15 protein-coding genes are annotated in these 19,190 nt (G+C 74.4%); 6 read left to right on the top strand and 9 right to left on the bottom strand.

Annotated features, from left to right (window positions below; genetic code table 11):
* Positions 1 to 43: 43 nt before the first annotated feature.
* Positions 44 to 568 carry a YceI family protein gene (locus IH50_RS0132770; RefSeq protein WP_037873288.1) on the top strand — a complete coding sequence of 175 codons (525 nt, stop codon included), beginning with the start codon at positions 44 to 46 and terminating at the stop codon, positions 566 to 568.
* An 82-nt stretch (positions 569 to 650) separates the two neighbouring features.
* On the opposite strand, the gene IH50_RS0132765 is transcribed toward IH50_RS0132770, so the two are convergent.
* The 7 genes from IH50_RS0132765 to IH50_RS0132735 are packed head-to-tail and all read right to left on the bottom strand — an operon-like array spanning position 651 to position 10,621.
* Positions 651 to 1,580: a thiopeptide-type bacteriocin biosynthesis protein gene (locus IH50_RS0132765; protein ID WP_030870680.1), complete on the bottom strand. Its 930-nt coding sequence runs from the start codon at positions 1,578 to 1,580 to the stop codon at positions 651 to 653.
* Between the two features lie 44 nt (positions 1,581 to 1,624).
* A complete protein-coding gene (locus IH50_RS0132760) occupies positions 1,625 to 3,145 on the bottom strand; it encodes a nitroreductase family protein (protein ID WP_030870677.1) in 1,521 nt (506 codons plus the stop codon).
* Positions 3,142 to 5,064 carry a TOMM precursor leader peptide-binding protein gene (locus IH50_RS0132755; RefSeq protein WP_030870674.1) on the bottom strand — a complete coding sequence of 641 codons (1,923 nt, stop codon included), beginning with the start codon at positions 5,062 to 5,064 and terminating at the stop codon, positions 3,142 to 3,144. The genes IH50_RS0132760 and IH50_RS0132755 overlap by 4 nt, the downstream gene beginning before the upstream one ends.
* Positions 5,051 to 5,890 (bottom strand): hypothetical protein, encoded by an 840-nt coding sequence (locus IH50_RS0132750; RefSeq protein WP_158801354.1) that lies wholly within the window; start codon positions 5,888 to 5,890, stop codon positions 5,051 to 5,053. The genes IH50_RS0132755 and IH50_RS0132750 overlap by 14 nt, the downstream gene beginning before the upstream one ends.
* Positions 5,872 to 6,939 (bottom strand): hypothetical protein, encoded by a 1,068-nt coding sequence (locus IH50_RS41795; RefSeq protein ID WP_158801353.1) that lies wholly within the window; start codon positions 6,937 to 6,939, stop codon positions 5,872 to 5,874. Before IH50_RS41795 ends, IH50_RS0132750 begins: the two co-directional genes overlap by 19 nt.
* On the bottom strand, positions 6,936 to 9,545 hold the full coding sequence (locus IH50_RS0132740) for a lantibiotic dehydratase (RefSeq protein ID WP_037873286.1): 2,610 nt from the start codon (positions 9,543 to 9,545) through the stop codon (positions 6,936 to 6,938). Before IH50_RS0132740 ends, IH50_RS41795 begins: the two co-directional genes overlap by 4 nt.
* The gene (locus IH50_RS0132735; RefSeq protein ID WP_199822175.1) at positions 9,542 to 10,621 is read right to left on the bottom strand and encodes a hypothetical protein; all 1,080 of its coding nucleotides are present in this window, start codon (positions 10,619 to 10,621) and stop codon (positions 9,542 to 9,544) included. Before IH50_RS0132735 ends, IH50_RS0132740 begins: the two co-directional genes overlap by 4 nt.
* A 342-nt stretch (positions 10,622 to 10,963) precedes the next feature.
* Between IH50_RS0132735 and IH50_RS0132730 the strand changes: the two genes are divergently transcribed.
* Entirely contained in the window at positions 10,964 to 11,560 is a 597-nt protein-coding gene (locus tag IH50_RS0132730; protein WP_030870661.1) for a DUF7010 family protein, read from the top strand.
* 109 nt (positions 11,561 to 11,669) lie between these two features.
* Here the strand turns inward: IH50_RS0132730 and IH50_RS42895 are convergent, their stop codons facing one another.
* Positions 11,670 to 11,831: a hypothetical protein gene (locus IH50_RS42895; protein WP_234328288.1), complete on the bottom strand. Its 162-nt coding sequence runs from the start codon at positions 11,829 to 11,831 to the stop codon at positions 11,670 to 11,672.
* Positions 11,832 to 12,007: 176 nt separating this feature from the next.
* Positions 12,008 to 13,564, bottom strand: a complete 1,557-nt coding sequence (locus IH50_RS0132720; RefSeq protein WP_051767541.1) for a SagB/ThcOx family dehydrogenase — start codon at positions 13,562 to 13,564, stop codon at positions 12,008 to 12,010.
* Between the two features lie 244 nt (positions 13,565 to 13,808).
* Here IH50_RS0132720 and IH50_RS0132715 point away from each other — a divergent pair, with 244 nt between their 5' ends.
* The 4 genes from IH50_RS0132715 (at position 13,809) to IH50_RS0132700 (ending at position 19,095) form a co-directional block, all read left to right on the top strand.
* Positions 13,809 to 15,284 (top strand): multicopper oxidase domain-containing protein, encoded by a 1,476-nt coding sequence (locus IH50_RS0132715; RefSeq protein WP_030870655.1) that lies wholly within the window; start codon positions 13,809 to 13,811, stop codon positions 15,282 to 15,284.
* A gap of 91 nt (positions 15,285 to 15,375) precedes the next feature.
* On the top strand, positions 15,376 to 17,049 hold the full coding sequence (locus tag IH50_RS0132710; RefSeq protein ID WP_063759518.1) for a class I adenylate-forming enzyme family protein: 1,674 nt from the start codon (positions 15,376 to 15,378) through the stop codon (positions 17,047 to 17,049).
* Positions 17,046 to 18,008: a 2-amino-3,7-dideoxy-D-threo-hept-6-ulosonate synthase gene (locus IH50_RS0132705; protein ID WP_030870649.1), complete on the top strand. Its 963-nt coding sequence runs from the start codon at positions 17,046 to 17,048 to the stop codon at positions 18,006 to 18,008. The genes IH50_RS0132710 and IH50_RS0132705 overlap by 4 nt, the downstream gene beginning before the upstream one ends.
* Entirely contained in the window at positions 17,980 to 19,095 is a 1,116-nt protein-coding gene (locus tag IH50_RS0132700; RefSeq protein WP_030870644.1) for a 3-dehydroquinate synthase II, read from the top strand. Before IH50_RS0132705 ends, IH50_RS0132700 begins: the two co-directional genes overlap by 29 nt.
* Positions 19,096 to 19,190: the final 95 nt, after the last annotated feature.

Genomic DNA, 19,190 nt, shown 5'->3' with positions numbered 1-19,190 from the left:
GCGGCTCTCCAGAAACCCCCACGACGTCGAAAGGACCCCCACCGTGTCCACGCACCACACCACCCGCCCGCGGACCGTCGACGCCCCGGCCGGCAGCTGGCACCTCGAACCGGCCGGCTCCACCGTGGAGTTCACCGGCCGCCACTTCTTCTTCCTGCCCGTACGCGGCTCACTGCCCGTGCGTTCGGGCCGCGCCGAAATCGCCGCCGACGGCACCCTGGCCGGCCTGGACGCCGCGGTCGGCGCCGCCGGCTTCGAGAGCGGCGACCCGCGGCGGGACACGGCCGTGCGCGGCCCGCGGTTCCTCGACGCGGAGCGCCACCCGGAGCTGCGCTTCACCGACGGGCGTCCCACCACCGGAGCGGGCGTCACCGGACTGCTGGAGGTCAAGGGCCGCAGGACGCCGGTGACCTTCACGGTCGACGAACTGACCACCGACGGCGAGCGGGCCACCGTACGGGCCACCGCCCGCGTCGACCGGCACGCCTGCGGTGTCGGCGCCCTGCGGGGCCTGGTCGGGGCGGAACTCCTGGTGCGGGTGCGGGCCGTCTTCGTACGCCGGCCATGAGCCGCATGACGCACGCGTGACGAGGCCCGGCCGGAGGGGGATCCGGCCGGGCCTCCGCGTCGGCGCCCACGGGGCGCGGGGGTCACCCCACGGGTACCGGGCCGGCCGCCGGCCGCCGCACCGGGAAGACGTGGGACAGCCAGGCGTAGGTGCGCAGCTCCTCCAGCAGGCTCAGGCCCAGCCGGTTGTGCAGCATGTGGGCGTGGGAGAAGAGGATCATGCCGGGGTGGGTCGTCGCGTGCCGCCGGATGTCGTCGGCATGGGCCGCCAGCCCCTCGTACCAGCCGGTGAACGGGCCGTGCGCCCCGGGTGTGATCCGCACCGCGTCCGGGTCCTGGCCGACGTGGGTGATCCGGTCGAGCAGGGCGTCGGGATGGCCGGCGTCGGACGCCCAGGCCCGCCAGGCGTCCAGGCCCCGCGCGAAGTAGTGGGCACGCTCCACGGGACCGCCGAGGGCGACGGCGGCGGACAGGGTGCCGCGCAGCGCCAGCCGGGCGCGCCGCGCCTCGTCGGTGATGTCCGGGGCGAGCCGCAGCACGAGTTCGCTGGACAGGTGGAACAGGGACTCGGCGGCCGGCATGAGGGCGTGACCGCCGTAGCGTTCGAACTCGGGGTCGTAGTCGGCCCGGTGGACGCCGGGCGGCAGCAGCGCCCGGACGGAGGAGTTGACGCCGGTCTCGCCCGCGGCGGCGAGCCGGGCCGCGCTCTCCTCGTAGGCGTCGGCGGCCAGCGGCTCCTCCCCGGGGGCGAGCCGGCCCGCCGCGGCGAGCCGGCCGCGCAGGGCGTGCTCGACGTCCGCGCGGGCGCCCGGGGCGAGGTCCGCGATCCGCAGCCGCAGATGGGGACCCGACTGCCAGTAGCGGATGAAGAACCACTCGGTGCCGGGCGGCAGCGCGCGGACCGTGGGCCCGATGACCTCGGTGAGGACGCGGTCGTGGGCGCCACGGGCGGTGGTGGCGAGGTGGAGGTGCCAGGCGTTCCAGCGCCGCGGTGCGGTGGTGGGCTCGGTCATGGGCGGGCTTCCTTGTCGTCCGGAGGGTGTGCGGAGAAGTGGGCTCAGGTGCGCAGGTCGAGCTGGTCGCCCCCGGTCTCGCGCGGTACCCCCACCACCGCCGACAGGACGATCGTCTCGTCCTCGGCCAGGCCGATGACCTCCTTGGTGGGGATCTCCTTGAACGCCCGGACGGGCCGCGCGAAGAGACCGGCCGACGCCGCCGCCAGGCACAGCCCGTGGACGGCCCAGCCACAGGCGACCTGGGCGGCGCCCCAGCCGGTGGGGCCGAAGCGGGCGAACAGTTCGCGGGGGCGGACGGAGAAGAAGACGGTGAGCGGGGCCTTGGCGATGCCGCAGCCGTTGACGGGCGACAGCCCGTAGCCGTAGCTCGCCTCCAGCCCCGCGGGGGCGGTCGGATCGGCCCTTCGCAGGTGCGCCGCGCCCTTCTCGAAGCGGTGCACCCCGGCCGCGTACCCCTCGACGTGCTGCACCACGGCGGTGACCGTGACCGCGTCGAAGGCGGCGGCCGGCACCGGGTGCGGTGGCGGGACACCGAGCCAGGCGAGGGCGGCGGCCAGGTGCCGGGCCGGGACCGGGGCGGGGCGCGGGGCCGAGTCCATGCCGTGCAGGGCGCGCGGCATACGGCCGGAGTGGCGCCGCCACAGCAGCTCCGCCCAGTCGGGCACGACCGGGCTGTCCGGCAGGCCGGCCGGGACGGCCGTGGTGAGCGGCGCCGCGCCCGCCGGGTACGTCTGCTCCCGGTTGACGCGGACGACGTCCGCCAGCGAGGGGTCGCCGCCGGGCACCGGCGCGTCCCGCCCGGCCCCCGCCGCGGGACCGGGACCGGGTCCGGCCACGTCGACGAGCCAGGGCAGCGACCACTCCCAGGTCCGCTCGAGACCCAGCTCGCGCAGGACCTCCGGTCCGCCGCCGGCGGGCGGGGTGAGGGTCGCCGGCACCCCGAACAGTTCGAGGCCGAGGCTCAGCGCCCGCAGCACCATGCCGGTCTCGATGGAGACGAGCGACCCGCGGAACCACTGGTACGCCACCGGGATCGCGGTGTAGCGGCCGGTGAGCGCGATACGGGTGGACGGCGCCGAGGTGTCCGGTCCGGTGAGGGTGTGACGGGCCGGCTCCAGCAGCCGCCACGCCGCGCCGTCGCCGTCGCCCACGAAGGCGTGGACGGGGAAGAGACAGCGCGGCGAGGCGTACGGCCGGTGCTCGTTGTACGGGTTCTCCGGTTCCCGGCGCACGGGACCGAACGTCGCCGTCAGGGCGTGCGCCAGGGCGTCCGGCGCCGCCGGACCGGAGGCGGCCGGCACCCGCGGATACGCGAGCGCCGACAGCCGCTCGGTGGTGCCCGTCGGCAGCACCCTGCCCGGCCCTGCCGGACGCGGCGGCTCCGGCGGTACGTGGCTGTCGGGCGGGGGCGTGTCCGCCCAGGTCCAGGGCGGCGGCTCCGGACGGTCGTCGCCCGCGCCGTACGCGTACCAGAGCGGCTCGCGCGCGATGCTGTTGTCGCCCGCGGGGCCCGGCAGGTCGACCGGGGCGCGTCGGGTCCACTCCGGGGCGGGGGCCGTCACGGGAACGGGTGGGGGTCGTAGGGGATCGCCCGGTGCTCCTGGTCCGTGCCGCGCAGCGCGGCCCGCAGCCGGGGCAGTCCGTCCAGGCGCTGCTGGGCGTGGCCGAAGCACATCGGCACGATGCCGGGGACGACCGCGCGGACGACCGCGATACCGGCGTCCGCGTGCTCCCGGCTGGTCTGGTCGACGACGACGACGCGGTCCAGGCCCGCGTCGGCGAACAGCGAGGCGACGTACTCGAGCGTGCCGCGCACATCGCCGCCCGCGGCCCGCTCCAGCCGGCCGGGCCAGTCGGGGAAGGCCTCCTCCAACGTGACGGCCGGGCCGCCGAGCCCCGCCAGGGCGCGGTCGCGGGTCTCGGGGATCGAGGAGAACCGCACATGGTCCTCCAGCTCCTCCACCCGCCACGGGTCCTCGGCCATCCGCTCGGCCTGCTCACGGGTCCAGTCGACCGGGTTGGTGACGAGCTGGGCCACCTCGCGCAGCGCCCCGCGGATCGCCGACTCCGGTTCGGCGCCGGAACCGGCGGAGGAGAAGGTGGCGGGGAACGGGTTCTTCTCGTTGACGGCGATGACCCACACCACCGGCAGACCGATGTCACGGGTGGCGACGAGGAGGTGGACGTCGAATCCGCGGGCCCGGATCAGCTCGACCATGGCCCGGCTGGTCGGGTCGGTGAGGGAGGCGACCGGGATGTGCGGGAGCGGGGCGGCCCGGAACCAGGACGTCAGGAACGCGTCCCGCTCCGCGAGCTCGAACAGCGAGTGCAGCGCGGCCTCTTCGTAGTTGGCGCCGACCGCGCAGCCGCTGGAGCAGTCGAAGAAGTAGTGCCGGCGGTTCGCGGCGCCCGCCACGCGCGCCGCCCGGCGGTCCCGGCGGAACGCGTACTCGTACTGGTAGAAGGCGTGGTCCGCCGGGACGAGGAGCGGACGGCCGTCGGCCAGGTCGTGCCCCCAGGCCCAGTCCATCGGGGTGTCGGCCGTGAACGGCGTCGCCCTGCTCGTCGGATGGGCGAGCTGCTCGGCGGTGTAGCGGCCGAGGGTGTCCGGGTCGACGGCGTGGCCGGCGACCTCGCGGTAGGAGCGCCGGGTCACCAGGGGGATGTCGTAGGGGTAACCGCCGAGCCGTTCGTACGCCTCCAGGACGGCGACCGGCTCGGTCTCGGCGAACGTACGGGCCCGGCCGTGGCCCATCGCCGGGGCGTCGGCGACGACGGCCATGCTCATCGCGAACGGGGCGTGGGACTCGCGCAGGACGGCCCGGACCGGTCCGAAGCGGTCGTCGACCAGGCGGTCGCGCAGGAATCCGGGCTCGACGAGCCGGCTCGCCGCGGTGCGGGTGGGGTCACCGGGGACGGCCGGACGCGAGCGGAGGGTACGGGGCGGCGGGGGCCCGGTGCTGACCAGGTCCTCGGGGGCGGGACCGCAGGCCGGGCAGTGGAAGCTGCGCGCGACGCGGTGGCGGCGGGTGCCGCGCACGGTCACCGAGTAGGCCTCGCCGGGGGCGAGGGGACGGTCCGCCAGGTGGTCCAGGCCGGTGCGCAGGAGTTCGGGCAGCAGGGGCGCGGGGGCGGCGGGGACCCGGGTGGCCCGGGTGAGGTCGCCGACGAGCGGGTGGTCGAGAACGGTGCGCTCACGCACCTCGGCGCAGGCGGCGCAGCCGGACGCGGTGCCCGGCACCCACAGCGGACCGACCATCACCTCGTCGTCGTACAGGCGTACGGAGAGGTGGGGGCCGTCCGCCGCGACGACCGGGCCGCGTTCCCAGGCGAGGTCCCAGCCTAGGTTGACGGAGACGGTCGCCCCGGTGGCGCGGGCCAGTCCGGCGAGGGCGGGCAGCCAGTCGTCGTGGGCCGTCGCGGGCAGCGCGGGGCCCGCCTGGACCGGGTTCTCGGTGGTGGTCGGGTCAGTGGTCGGCATCGGTGGGCTCCTGGGCCGTCCGGGCGGTCACCGGGCCGTGCCAGAAGGGGAGTCCGCCGAGCACGGGGTCCGTGCGGCGGGCCTGTCCCCGGATCGTGGCGAGCGCGGTGAGCTGCCTCCTCAGTGCGGTGCGGGCGGTGTCGTCGGCGGTGAGCAGGGCGTCGGTGGACAGGGCGGCGACGGCGCCGTCGGCCTGGGCGGCGGCGAGCGCCGTGCACAGCGCGGCGTACGTCGCGTCGGCGGCCGTGGGTCCCCAGCCGGCGCCGAGCGACCGGCCGTCGGCGGTGACCTCGGCCAGCGGCCAGTCGACTCCGACGGTCCGGGCCAGGGCGAGTACGGGAACGGCCGGGCCGAGCCGCGCGCGCAGGGCGGCGAGGATGCGCTCGCCCTCGGCGTGCAGCGGGGGAGCGGCGTCGGTCAGGAGCTCGAACCGGTCCCGGCGCTCGGCGAGCCACCGCAACGCGCCGTCCAGCAGCCAGTGTTCACGGGTGAGACCGGCGGCGCCGCCGACGCGGTCGCGCAGGGCGGCCAGGGCGGCGGCGACGGTCGCCGTCTCCTGGTCCGCCGCCCAGGCGGTGACCGTGTCCGTGCGGTCCGTGCGGTGCTCCGCCGCGCGCAGGGCGAGGGGCATCTGCGGCAGGTGCTCGCCCTGCGCGGAGGCGAAGAGACCGGTCCAGCGGGCGGTGAGGGCGGCGGCCTCCTCCAGTGCGGCCGCCGGTTCGGGGAGGGGTTCGGCGGGGGCGTCGTCGAGCCGGACCACGACCGCTTCGTCCACGGGGCCGCCCGTGACGGTGACGCGGTCGGCGGTCAGATCGGGGCCGTGCACGACATGGGCCTCGCCGGGCTCCGCGACACCCGTGAGGGTGTCGGCCAGGAGCTGGGCGGCAAGGGCTCCCGCGAGGGAGTGGGCGACGGGCCCGGCCGCGGGCTCGACGCCCTCGGCACCGGCCCAGACCCCGGCCCGGTCCCGGAACGCCGCCCAGACGGCGGGCGACACCCCGACCGGCCCGACGAGGACCGGCCCCGGGCCGAGCAGCACGGGCACGTGGAGCGTCCCGTGCCGCTCGGTCCAGGTCCCGTCACCGGTGAGGAACTCGATGACGGCCCGGGGCGAACCACCGGCCCCCGGAAAGTCCACCGCCGGGCCGCCGACGGGAATCGCTGCCTGGTCCCCACGTACCGCCGGGGTTCGTGCGCCGCCGGGTCGCCGGTGGGGGTGAGGGTTCCGGGCGTGTGCGCCGCCGGGTCGCCGGCGGGAGTCGAGGGTTCGTGCGCCGCCGGGTCGCCGGCGGGGGGCAGGAGGGCGGGGTCCGCGTACATCGCCGGGTCGCAGACCGGGACGAGGGGGTTCGCCGGTCCGGCGGTCGGTGGCGTGGTGGTCACGCCGGCCCGGTGCAGGCCGCGGCGGGCCGGGGCCGTCGCCGTGTCCGGCCCCCGCAGTTCCACCCGGGCCCGGCGCAGACGGGCGAACGCCGCGTACGGGTCGTCGAGGCGGGCGGCCAGGCGGGCCAGGGTGTCGGCGTAGCGGGCGCGCACCTCGGCCGGGGGCTCCGGCTCGGTGAACGCGGCCGGGTCGAGCAGCAGGCCGTTCTCCCGCAGCCGGGCGACGAGATGCCGTACGGCCGGACGGGCACGCTCCGTGCCGAACTCGGCGACCAGGGCGTCCTCCGTCGTCCCCGCCTCCAGCAGCGGTACGCAGCCGTCCGCCACCGCGTACATGAGGTCCGAGCCGCTCAGCACGAACTGCCCGCGCGTGCCGCTGAAGTAGACGCCTCCGGGTACCGGCGCGTAGTGCAGCCCGGGCCGGGCCCGCAGCGGGGCGTCCGTCCCCGGGGCCGTCGTGGCCGGGGTCCTGTCCAGATCGGTCACCGTCACGACCGGGCTCCTTCCGTTTCCGTGTGGCCGGCCGGGTCGTACACGAACCGTCCGCCGGCCGTGCGCCCGACCTCGAGCACCCATTCCGTCGCGTGCGTGCCGTCGGTGACGCCGGGCAGCGCCTCCTCCAGATAGCTCGCCCCCTCCCCGCGGCGCTCCAGCATCCGCGGCAGTACCCGCACCGCGAGGGCGCTGGACAGGTCCACGTACTGCGGCTTCTGCTGGAGCCGCTTGGACTGGACGTCCGGTGCGCCGACCGACAGCGGGCCCTCGTCCTCGGGCGCCGACTTGACGACGACCTCGTCCGGGACCCCGTGCCGGGCCCGCCACGCCGTCAGCGCGAGCAGCCGTTCGTGCTCGTCGGGCCCGGCGGCCACCGCCGTGTCCAGCTCGGCCCCGCCGTACCAGCGGCGGCGGCCGATGAGGACGTCGCCGACCGCCATGCGCGGCGCGGTGCGGGTGTGCTCGCCGTCCCACGGGGTGGCCGCGTGCCAGGAGTTGGGCAGGCTGTTGAAGAGCCGGCCGCTGATCGCGAGGCCGGAGGCCACCGACAGCGGGGGCGGGAACAGGCCCGGATGGCCCGTGCCGAGCGGCAGCACCCTCAGGGGCGCGCCGTCCGCGTCCTCGACCCGCAGCGAGTCCGTCTCCGGGTCGTGGGCCAGCCGCAGCGTGAACCAGTCCTCCGGGGTGAGGCCGCCCGGCAGCACCGGCGCGTGCGCGTTGACGTTGAGGCGGTGCAGGCCGAGGTCCTCGGTGACCCGGGCGCCGTCGTGACCGTAGAAGCGCCGCAGGTGGGCGGCGAGCCGGGGCAGCGCCCGGCCGCCCTGGCGGCGGTCGGCCTCCAGGAAACGCGCGTACAGCATGCCGTGGCCCGGCAGGCCGTCGTTGAGGACGAGCCTGCCGCCGGCCTGCTGGAGCAGCACGCCGTAGATCAGCGGGTCCCGGCGGAAGCGGTCGGGCAGCGACCGGGTCAGTTCCGCGACGTCCGCCGCGGTGAGGGCCAGGGTGTCCTCGCCGGCCCGGACGGTCTTGGTGAGGAGCGCATGCACCTCCTCGGACAGCTCGCGGCGCAGCAGGTACATGCGCTCCAGCGAGCCGTCCGCCGGGCCGATGCCGGTCAGCGCGGCCGGCTCGCCCGAGCCTTGCGGCCCGTACACGGCGGCCATCGCGGCGGCCCGCCGGGAGACCTCCCCGACGACGAACGGCGCGTGCTCGGCCAGCGGCACGTTCGCCCCGGCCCCGAACCGCTCCGTGAACGCGGCGGTCATCAGGACCCGTACGTCGTGCAGCCAGTCGAAGACCGACAGCAGCTCCACGGCGGGCCCGAGGTCGGTCAGCGGGGCGTGCCAGTCGGAGGTGACCACCTTCAGCGGCGGCATGACGTAGTCCTCCTCGACCGTGATGTGCGCCGGGCGGCCCACGGCCTGGCTGAACCGGCCGAGGTCCCCGCGCAGCCCGGCCAGGACCGCGCCCCGTTCCCCGGCGGGCGCCCCGGCCACCCGGGGCAGTCCGGTACGGACCCGCTCCGCCAGCTCCCCGACGGCGGTGTCCCGCCCGGCCGGGAGCAGGACGTCGTAGTCGGCGGAAGCCGCGCGCTCCTCCGGCTGGGTGAAGGTGCACAGCACGCCCTGCCGGAGCGCCTGCCGTACGCGCCGGCCGGCGTCCTCGGTGGAGCAGCCGGCCCGCGCGGCGACGTGCGCGACCACGGCGGGAAAGCGGCGCGGTCCCATGGACAGCGCGTCGAGCAGGTCGGCGACGGGCCCGTCGAGCGGCAGCGCGAGCCGGTGCATGCCCTGCTCGGAGAACTTCAGGAAGAACAGCTTGCCGCTCTCCGGGTCGGGTGCCGAGGTGGGCGGCAGTCCCACCCACAGGTCCGTGAGGCCGGCCTCGTCGGCGGCGGGCAGGCCGCCGAGCACGTAGTGCAGCATCACCCGGTCCAGGCCCGGTACGGCCAGCGCGCCGGTGAAGGGCACGTCGCCGGGGCGTACGGCCTCCGGGTCGCCGGCGGGGGCGGGTTCGGCGATGCCCACCGCGGTGAACCGGGAGAGCGGACTGGTGCGCACCATGGACCGGGTGACGTACTGGATCAGTCCGCGTTCCGACTTGCGGGTGCGGGCGTTGACCTTGCCGGGTCCCCCGACCGCCGCGCGGTAGCGCTCGGCCTCCTGGTGCACCTCGGGGGCGACGAGGGCGAGCGAGCGCAGCAGGTCGTCGTCGCCGAGCAGGCCCGCCAGGACGGCCCGTTCGCGGTCGGCGGCGGCCGGGTAGCCGGCGGTGACCGTGGCGCGCAGCCGCTCCCGCTCGGCCTGGACGGCCAGCCAGCGCGCCACCGACGGGAGTTGTGCCACGCGGCCCTCGGGGGCCTTGCGGGGCGCGCGGCCGTTGTGGATCGCCCGGCGCAGCGCGATCAGCTCGCGGCGCTCGGCGTCCGACTCCACGGCACCGATCCGCTCGTACAGCTCCTGCGAGCAGACCTCGGCGGCCTCGGCCAGTTCGGCCTCGGCGGCGGCGAGTGCGCCGAGCAGCCGGCGCAGTTCCGGATCGGCGAGGCGGGCCCTGCGCAGCGGGTTGACGCGCAGGAACCACTGGGGTTCGGGGCTGGTCATCGCGGGGCTCCCGTCGGCCTCGTGGTGCGGGCGGTGTGCGGGCGCTCCAGACGCTCGCGCCAGCTGCTGCCGAGTACGTCGTCGACCGTCTCGGCGATCGCGAAGCACATGTAGTAGCGCTGCATCGGTGACACGGTGAGCAGGGGAAGCTGCTGGTAGAAGAGGTTGGTCAGCAGGCGGAACGCGGCGAAGAACGGCGAGGGCGTGCTGATCGCCCCGGACCCGTGCACGGTGCGGTGGAAGTCGGTGTCCGGCTGTTCGCCGCGCGGCACCGTGGTCACGGCCCCGGGCGGTCCCATCCGTCCCCGGTCGACGCCGTCGGTCACCGAGTCGAGCAGGCCGGCGGTGAGGGTGCCCGAGGCGACCGCGCTGTCCAGCACGCCGGCGCCGTAGGCGAACGCCGTGCGCCACCGGGCGGCCGCGGGGGAGACCGCGCCGCTCAGCCGCTGTTCGACCACCGCGCGGAGCAGCGGGGCCTCCCTGGCGAGCCGCTCCTGGAAGACGGGCCGCATGTCCTTGCGGGGAGCCGCCCAGGCGAGGAACGCCTCCGCGTGCGACCGGGGGGAGAACACCCCGTACCCCGGGCCGAGGGCGTGGGTGTCGGCGAGCGCGGCGAACGCCTCCGCGAGCAACACCGTGCCGCTGCCGGGCTCCTCGGCCAGGCTCTCGATCATCGGCAGCACCGGCACGGCGAGGGCGCCGTTCACGACGGTGCGCAGCGGATCGAGGCGCGGCTCGCGGGAGCGCAGGGCCGGGTCGTCGGGAGCGACGGGCAGGACCGCGCCGTGGTCGCGCAGCGGCAGGTACGGGGGCTCCACCGCCTCGAGCCGGCCGAACTCGCGGGCCTGCTCGAGGTAGGCCTCCTCGGTCAGCGCCCGTGCCGGGTCGAGGGGGCCCGCGTCGAGCCCGGCCGCGACCGCCGTCCAGTCGGCGGCGCCGGCGGCCGGGGCGAGCAGATCGATGTGGGGTCCGTGCAGCCAGCCGCGGCGGACCTGGACGCCGGGCACGCCCCCCTCGCTCAGTTCGCGGGCGGCCGGTACGACGTACCGGGCCAGCCAGGCCGGCGTCACCGGCATCCGAGTGTGGAGTCGCACCCCCGTCAGGTCGGCGGAATCCGGCCTCACGGCAATACGCTCCGGAGCGTCAACCACCATGTCCTTCGCACCTTCCGAGACGAACGGGAAATGAATTCGGGAATGTGCTCCACATCATTGGCGCCCGGAATGCGCGGTGGAAGTGGAGAGAAGGGTGCGGCTTACATACGTCACGGTTCTCGTGACACAGGGCTCCCTTTTCCGGGAGATCCGGGAGGTGTGCGCTCCGCGGCAAAGTCTCGGAATGATCAATTCCGTTTGAGTGGGCCGGCGGGCTGGCCGAAAAACATCTGGCAACCGCGGTGATCGTTGTACTCTCCGCCAATGACGACTGATCCCCCCACCACCGGCCCTGCCCCGTCCGCCACGGACGCCGAGTGCCTGGAACTCACCCGGAAACTGCGGCGCCGGGGAACCCTCGTGCTCTCCGTGTTCGGCCTGCTGTGGGCCTTCGCCGGGGCCTCCGCGACCGGTTCGGCGACGGACGCCGTGCCGGTGTCCATAGAGGTGGCGGCCCTCGTGGTCACCGCGGCGGCGGTCTACCTGGGGCACCGCAAGGACGCCGCGCCCTCGCCCCGCACGGTGAGCCTCCCGGAGAACTGGGCGCGTGGGGTGGGTGTCGTCAACGGCATCGAGGTGCTGGCCGTCTTCGCCGTCATCGCGGGCTCCAACGCCGCCGGCCGCCCCGAGCTCATCCCGGTCGGCATCGCCCTCGTCGTGGGACTGCACTTCTTCCCCCTCGCGCGCCTGTACGACCAGTGGCAGTACCGGTGGACGGCCGGACTGATGACCGCCGTGGCGGTCGTGGGCGCGGTGCTGGTCGTGGCCGGCCTGTCGGACGAGAGCGTGCTGGTCACGGTGGGCCTGGCCTGCGCGGCGGTGCTCTGGGCCTCCGCGTACCACCTGGCCGTACGGGGCTGAGGGCCGCCGGGTCGGCCGGGGCCGGCGGGCCGCCCCGGAAACGAACGCAAGGATGTGCCGACCGGCCAGGGGGCCGGCGGCGCATCCTTGTGCGTTCACACGGTCGTGCTCAGGCGCTCACGTCGGCGACCTCGAGGGTCTCCAGCTCGTCGGCGTCGAAGCCCTCGAACGCGGTGTCGGCGTCGTCGGCGACCTCGAGGGTCTCCAGCTCGTCGGCGTCGAAGCCCTCGAACGCGGTGTCGGCGTCGTTCTTGATGTCCTTGGCGGTCATGTCGTGGTCCTTTCGGAGAAGCGGGAGTTCCCTGAACGGAATTCCCGGGGATTCATGCTCCGGAATGATTCCCGGCCGCCTTCCGGAATGTTTTTCCTTTTCCGTCCGGCTGTGACATCCATAGTGCTCGGCCACTCACCCGTGCGCCACCCCCTGCGGGTGTCGGCTGACATTTATCACGGCCCGGATGACGTTTCCCCGGTGCCCGGATTTTCGTCGAGGGCCACCGGAAGTGCCCATTCGGGGCTGTTCACCATGTGCCATTCCTCGCCCGGCTCGGCGGGCATCGCGGACTCGGGCGCCGGCGTGCCCAGCAGGAAGTCGCCGACCGAGGACTCCCGCAGGTAGTCCAGGCCCAGCACACGGGCGGACAGGTCGGCGTCGCCGTTGCCCAGCCCGCAGGGCGCCAGGCCCATCGCCGTCGCGACCAGGTACATGGTCTGGTAGAGCACACCGGTGTGCCGCAGCGTCGTCGCGTACGCCATCGCCCGGTACTTCCACGCCATGCGCTGGAACCGCGAGGTCACCGTGAAGAGCACATCGGGGCGCACGTCGAAGCCGACGGACCGTGACGCCACGCCCAGCAGCGCCCGCCGGTCGTCCTCCGCCCCGTTGACGAGGACCAGACGGTGCGCGTACGAGTCGTAGTGGTAGACGCCCGGTGCGAGCCCCCCGCAGCGCAGCACCGTGACGTACAGCTCCAGTTCGTGGAGCGAGCCCCCGGCCGGATAGGGCCGCGAGACCACCTCGTCCTCACCGGGGCCGGGCGTGTGGTGGACGCGCACCCGCTGCACCCGGTACAGGAACTCGCCCAGCTCGCGTGCCGTCAGCGCCCGTTCCCCGAAGACACGGTGGGAGCGACGGCCCTCGACGGCGGCGGTCAGGGACGGGTCGCGGGCGTCGATGTCCGCGCGCCGGGGGCGGTACAGCTCCGTCACGGGGCCGTCCGGCGCCGGCTTCACGGCGGGCAGCGGGTCGATCTGGCCCCGGTACGGGTAGGCCGCGCCGAAGGTCTCGTCGAAGCGGCCGGACCGGACGCGCGAGTGGAACAGCAGGTCGTGGAAGTCCCACTGGCGCAGCACCGGCTCGGTGTCGGACGCGAAGCCGCCGTCCGGGGCGGCGCGTTCGACGAAGCCGGTGCCGACGAGATGGGCCAGGACCGTGAGCGTCTCCGCCTCGCTCAGCCCGGTGCCCTCACCGGCCCGGACCGCCGGCCCCGGCTGCCCCAGCGCGGCGACGAGTTCACGGGCGGCCCGGTCGGCGAGCACGGCCCGGAACTTCACCAGCGGTGACTCCAGTACGAGCACGCCCCCGCGCGTCCGGCAGAGGGCGAACCGCGACAGACGGACCCGCGCGCCGGCGGGCACGGCCGCCGTACGGTGCTCGGCGTCCCGGGCCGTCGGCTCCAGCCGTACCAACTCCCGCCGCGGCGACGGCCCGTCGTGCGTGAGCACGCTGTACGCCAGCAGGTGGCCGGCCCGCGCCAGCGCGGCGTCGGCCCGCTCCCGCGCGGCGCCGCCGAGCCCCTCGTGCAACTCCTCGTACGGCACCGGGCCCCCGGCCAGTCGGCCCAGTACGGTGCGCAGGCCACCGCGCACCGGGCGCAGCACGAGTGAGCTTCCGGGGCCGCGCAGCACCGCCGTGTCCGCGGCGTCGTCGAACGTGATCCGCACGTCCGTACGCAGCGCGCGGGCCGCGAACTCGGGTGGTTTCTCCGTGGACACGGAAATCATCAGGGCCTCCGTCAGAGGGATTCGCTGGAAGAACTCGACGAAATCCACTCTGACGCCCGCTACACCCTCTCCGCCCCGGCCGGCCGCACCGCATGACAGTCGCCATTCCCGCTCATGACCGAGGTCATGGAATGCGTGACACATGACAGGGACGGACCGTCTCCGCTCGGACGATCGACGCCCGGGGCGCATGCTCGGAACAGGAATTCAACGGCCACCGCCCCAACGACAGAAGGATATTCCCGTGCTCACTCGTCGACATGCGATACGTCTCGGTATGACCACCGGCGCCGTCGGGGCGGTCGGTGCGGCGGGCGGGCTGTTCAAGACGCTCACCGCGGGCGGGCCGGCCACCGCACCCGTCGCCGCGACGGCGCCGGCGACGGTCGAGCCGTTCACGGTGCCGCTGACCGTGCCGCCGGTGCTGGCCCCGTACCGCAGAACCGGACACGCCGACTACTACCGGATCACCACGCGCCGCGCGAGCGCCGAGATCCTGCCCGGCACCCGCACCGACGTCCTGACGTACAACGGCTCCTTCACCGGCCCCACCATCCGCGCCCGCACCGGCCGCAGGACGGTGGTCCGGCACGTCAACGCGCTGGACATGCCGACCTCCGTGCACCTGCACGGCGGCAACAACCCGGTGGAACACGACGGCGGCATGATGGACACGATCGCGCCGGGACGCGGGCGCACCTACGTGTACGAGAACCGGCAGCCCGGTGCCACCCTGTGGATGCACGACCACGCCCACCACATGGAGTCCGAGCACGTCTACCGGGGCCTCTCCGGGCTGTACCTGCTGCGCGACCCCGAGGAGGACCGGCTCGGACTGCCCTCCGGGAAGTACGACATCCCCCTGGTCCTGCGCGACGCGGACTTCGACGACAGCGGCGCGATGGTCTACACGATGGACGACGCCGAGAACCGTACGACCATCCTGGTCAACGGCCGGCCCTGGCCGTATCTGAAGGTGGAGGCCCGCAAGTACCGCTTCCGGCTGGTCAACTCGTGCAACCTGCGCATCTTCGTCCTCGCGCTGTCGGACGGGTCGGCCACCCAGCACCCCGTGCGGCAGATCGGCACCGACGGCGGACTGCTCGCCGCCCCCGCCGAGACCCCGGTGCTCGTCCTGTCACCCGGCGAACGCATCGACTTCGTCGTCGACTTCTCGGCGTACGCGCCCGGAACGCGGCTCACCCTCGCCAACATGCTGGGCCCCGGCCCCACCGAACTCGTCGGCCAGGTCATGCGGTTCGACGTCGGTGAGCGGACCCCCGACCGCAGCCGGGTCCCGGACACCCTCGCCACGCTGCCGCCCCTGGCGAAGCCCACCGTCGAGCGCACCTTCGAACTGAACATGGACGAACCGGGCAGCGGAGGCCACCAGGCCTACATCAACGGAAAGACCTTCGACCCGGACCGCATCGACACCCACGTCGAGTGGGGCAGCACCGAGGTGTGGACGGTCACCAACAAGAGCGTCACCGTTCCGCACAATTTCCATACGCATCTGACGCAGTTCAGAATTATCGAACGCGACGGGCAGCCGCCGTATCCGGCCGAGACCGGATGGAAGGACACCGTGCTGCTCTTTCCCGGACAGACGGCGAAACTCCAGCTCACCTTCGATTCGCACCGCGGCGTCTATCCGTACCACTGCCACATGATCGACCACAGTGCCATGGGAATGATGGCGCAGATGAGGATCGCCTGACGTCCCCGACGAATTCCCGACGGGTCCGCGGCGAATTCTCGACGGTCTCCCACGAGTTCCCGCGAACCCCCGACGAACGGAAAGGAGGACCATGACCACCACCGGAACCCTCGCGCGCCCCTACACCCGCCGGCTGCTCGCCGCGCTGGAACGCGACCCCGCCCGGGTCGTCGTGCACCGGCCCGACGCGGCCGTGACGGCGGGAGAGCTGCGCGCGTCCCTCCTGGGCAGTGCCGCCCTGCTGCGCTCCCTGCGGGTCGGCCCCGGCACCACGGTGGCCATCCTGACCGGCCCCAACCACCCGCTGATGCTCAGCGCCCGCTACGCCGTGCACCTGCTCGGCGCGACCTCGGTGTACGTCCGCTCGATGAACCCGCGCACGGACACCGAGACCTTCTCCCTCGCCACCCAGACCGAACTGCTGCGGGACCTCGCGGTGCCGTTGCTGCTGGTGGACGAGGAGGACGAGGAGAGCGCGGCCCGCGGCAGATGGCTGGCCCGCCGCCGGCCCGGACTCACCGTGCGGGCGATCCCGCGCACGGCGGACGGCGCCGGCACCGTGCCCTCCGCGCCGCCGCCCCGGCCCGACGACCTGGCCGTCGTCGACTTCACCAGCGGCAGCACCGGCCGGCCGAAGATGGTCGCGCAGCGCCACGGCACCCGCGAACACCTCGTCGGACGGCTCGCCGACGGACTCGACCCACGAGGCCCGGCCACGCTGCTCTCCGTCACCCCGGTCAGCCACACGACCGCTCCGATGGCCGACGCCGTGCTGTGCGGAGGCGGCACGGTGGTGCTCCACGACGAGTTCGACGCCGACGCCACCCTGGCCGCCATCGCCGAACACCACGTCACCGACGCCTACCTGGCCGTACCGCACCTGTACCGGCTGCTCGACCACCCGCTGATCACCTCGTACGACCTGTCGTCGCTGCGCCGCGTCACCTACAGCGGCACCCCGGCCTCCCCGGGACGGGTCCGCGAGGCGGTACGGCTCCTCGGCGACGTCCTGATCCAGGTGTACGGCACCACGGAGGCCGGCGGCATCAGCAGCCTCACCCCGCTGGACCACCGGGAGCCCGAACTGCTCGGCTCGGTCGGCCGGCCCTTCCCCTGGGTCCGGGTGGAGATCCGCGCACCCGGCACCGGCACCCCGCTGGGGCGAGGGCAGAGCGGCGAGATCTGGGTCGACTCGCCCACCGTGTCCGCCGGTTACCTCGACGACGACCGGCTGACCGCCGACACGTACCGCGACGGCTGGCTGCGCACCGGCGACCTCGGGCACTGGGACGCGTACGGCTACCTGCGGCTGGACGGACGGGTCGGCGACGTCATCAAGCACGGCGGACTCAAGCTCGACCCGGCCGCCATCGAGGCCGCGCTGCTCCAGCACCCCCAGGTGCGGCAGGCCGCGGTGTTCGGCGTCCGCGACGACGACTTCGTGGAGCAGGTGCACGCCGCCGTCGAACTGCACTCGGGCGCCGGACACACCTCCTGCGACCTGCGGGACTACGTCGCGGCGACGCTCACCCCGGAACACGCCCCGGTCAGCGTCTCCGTCTGGCCCGAACTGCCGCTCACCCCGTCCGGCAAACCCGACCGGACCCGGCTGCGCGGCGCCACCGCACCGGTGCGCGCGGCACCCCCGCCCGCCGCCGAGACGCGCGGCACCGGCCCACCCGACCCCGGCGCCGAGGTGGACGGCCCGCCCGGACACCACGCCCGCCGGCGCACCGATCCGCGCGACAGAAAGGGCACTCCATGACCGGATACGGGCATTTCGCCAGGGCGCTGCGGCTACGGCGGCTCTACCGCCACAGCACGGCCGGCCTGATGATCACCCCTCTCGACCACTCGATCAGCGACGGGCCCGTGGTGCCCCGCGGCACGACCCTCGACCAGCTCGCCGGACAGCTCGCCGCCGGCGGCGCGGACGCGGTCGTCGTGCACAAGGGCAGCGTCCGCCACATCAGCCCGGAGCGGTTCGCCGCGATGTCGCTGATCATCCATCTCAACGCGTCCACCAGCCGGGCGCACGACCCCGACGCCAAGTACGTGGTGACCGAGGTCGAGGAGGCGCTCCGGCTCGGCGCGGACGCGGTGAGCGTCCACGTCAACGTCGGCTCGGACGACGAGCGGCAGCAGATCGGCGACCTCGGACGGATCGCCGACGCCTGCGACCGGTGGAACCTGCCGCTGCTCGCCATGGTGTACCCGCGCGGCCCGCGGGTCACCGACCCGCGCGACCCGCAACTGGTGGCACACGCCGTCACCGTCGCCTCCGACCTGGGCGCGGACCTGGTCAAGACCGTCTTCCTCGGCTCGACCGCGGAGATGCTCGACCTGACCGCCGCCTGTCCGGTGCCGGTGCTGGTCGCGGGCGGTCCCGCGATGCCCACCGAGGAGGACGTCCTCGCCTATGTCCGCGACGCCCTGGCCGGCGGCGCGGGCGGGGTGGCGATGGGCCGCAACATCTTCCAGGCCGCCGACCCCCGCAGGCTCGCCGCCAAGGTGGCCCGGCTGATCCACCACTTCCCGGAGCAGCACTTCGGCGCGGTCGCCTTCCCCTCCGGGGCCGGCGTCCACCGGGACGAACGGCTGACCCCCGACCACCTGGACGACCCGGCATCCGGTGTCTTCCCCGACAGCCCCCACCACCTCTCCGACCTTTCACACCCGACAGGAGGTCCGCATCATGACGGACGCGAAACTGTGCTGGCTTGACATCCGCGGCGCCGGCGACGCCACGGCAGCCGTCCTCGAAGAAGCCCTGCACCAGCGCATCGACGGCATCGTCGCCGCCGACCCGGCCGCCTTCGCCGGCCTGCCGCCCACCGTCCGCAAGGTCCTGCTCTTCGAGGACGGCATCGACGCCGTCCCCGCCGACCTCGGCGCCGCCGACCTGGTGGTCGTCCCCGGCCCCCGGGAGGACCGCGCCGCGCTCCAGGAGGCCCACCCGGACGTCGAGTTCGGGCGGTACGTGGAGATCGTCGACGCCGACACGCTCGAGGACGCCTGCCTCGCGGCACGGCTGGAGCCGTGGAGCGTCCTCGACTTCCGCGACCCCACCAAGATCCCGCTCGAGATCGTGATCGCGGCGGCCACCGGCGCACCCGGCTCCATCATCACCACCGCCTCCGACACCGAGGAGGCCGAGATCGTCTACGGCGTCCTCGAACTCGGCTCCGACGGTGTGCTGATGCGGGCCGACACGGTCGGTGACGCCACGGCGCTGCGTACCGCCGCGAGCGCCCGCGGCGGCGAGATCGACCTGGTGGAGCTGACCGTCACCCACACCACCCACATCGGCATGGGCGAGCGGGCCTGCGTCGACACCACCACCCACTTCCGCAAGGACGAGGGCATCCTGGTCGGTTCGCACTCCAAGGGCATGGTGCTGTGCGTCAGCGAGACCCACCCGCTGCCGTACATGCCGACCCGCCCGTTCCGGGTGAACGCCGGCGCGCTGCACTCGTACACCGTCTCCCAGGGCGGCCGCACCCACTACCTGAGCGAACTCCACGCCGGCAGCAAGGTGCTGGCCGTCGACACCAAGGGCCGCACCCGTCCGGTCAGCGTCGGCCGGGTCAAGATAGAGACGCGTCCGCTCATCTCCATCGACGCGGTCGCCCCGGGCGGACAGACCGTCAACCTGATCCTCCAGGACGACTGGCACGTACGGGTCCTCGGTCCGGACGCGGCGGTCCTCAACTCCACCGAACTCAAGCCGGGCGACACGATCCTCGGGCACCTGCCGACCGCCGACCGCCATGTCGGCTACCCGATCGACGAGTTCTGCCTGGAGAAGTGAGTCCCGTACGCGGTCCCGTACGGCCTCGCACATCCGTCGCGCCCGTGCCCGCACGAACGTGACGAGCAGGCGCACCATCCCGCCCCGCCCCGGCA

The organism is Streptomyces sp. NRRL S-37 (assembly GCF_000721605.1).
Lineage (GTDB): Bacteria > Actinomycetota > Actinomycetes > Streptomycetales > Streptomycetaceae > Streptomyces.
This window is presented reverse-complemented; position numbering and strand designations above follow the sequence as displayed.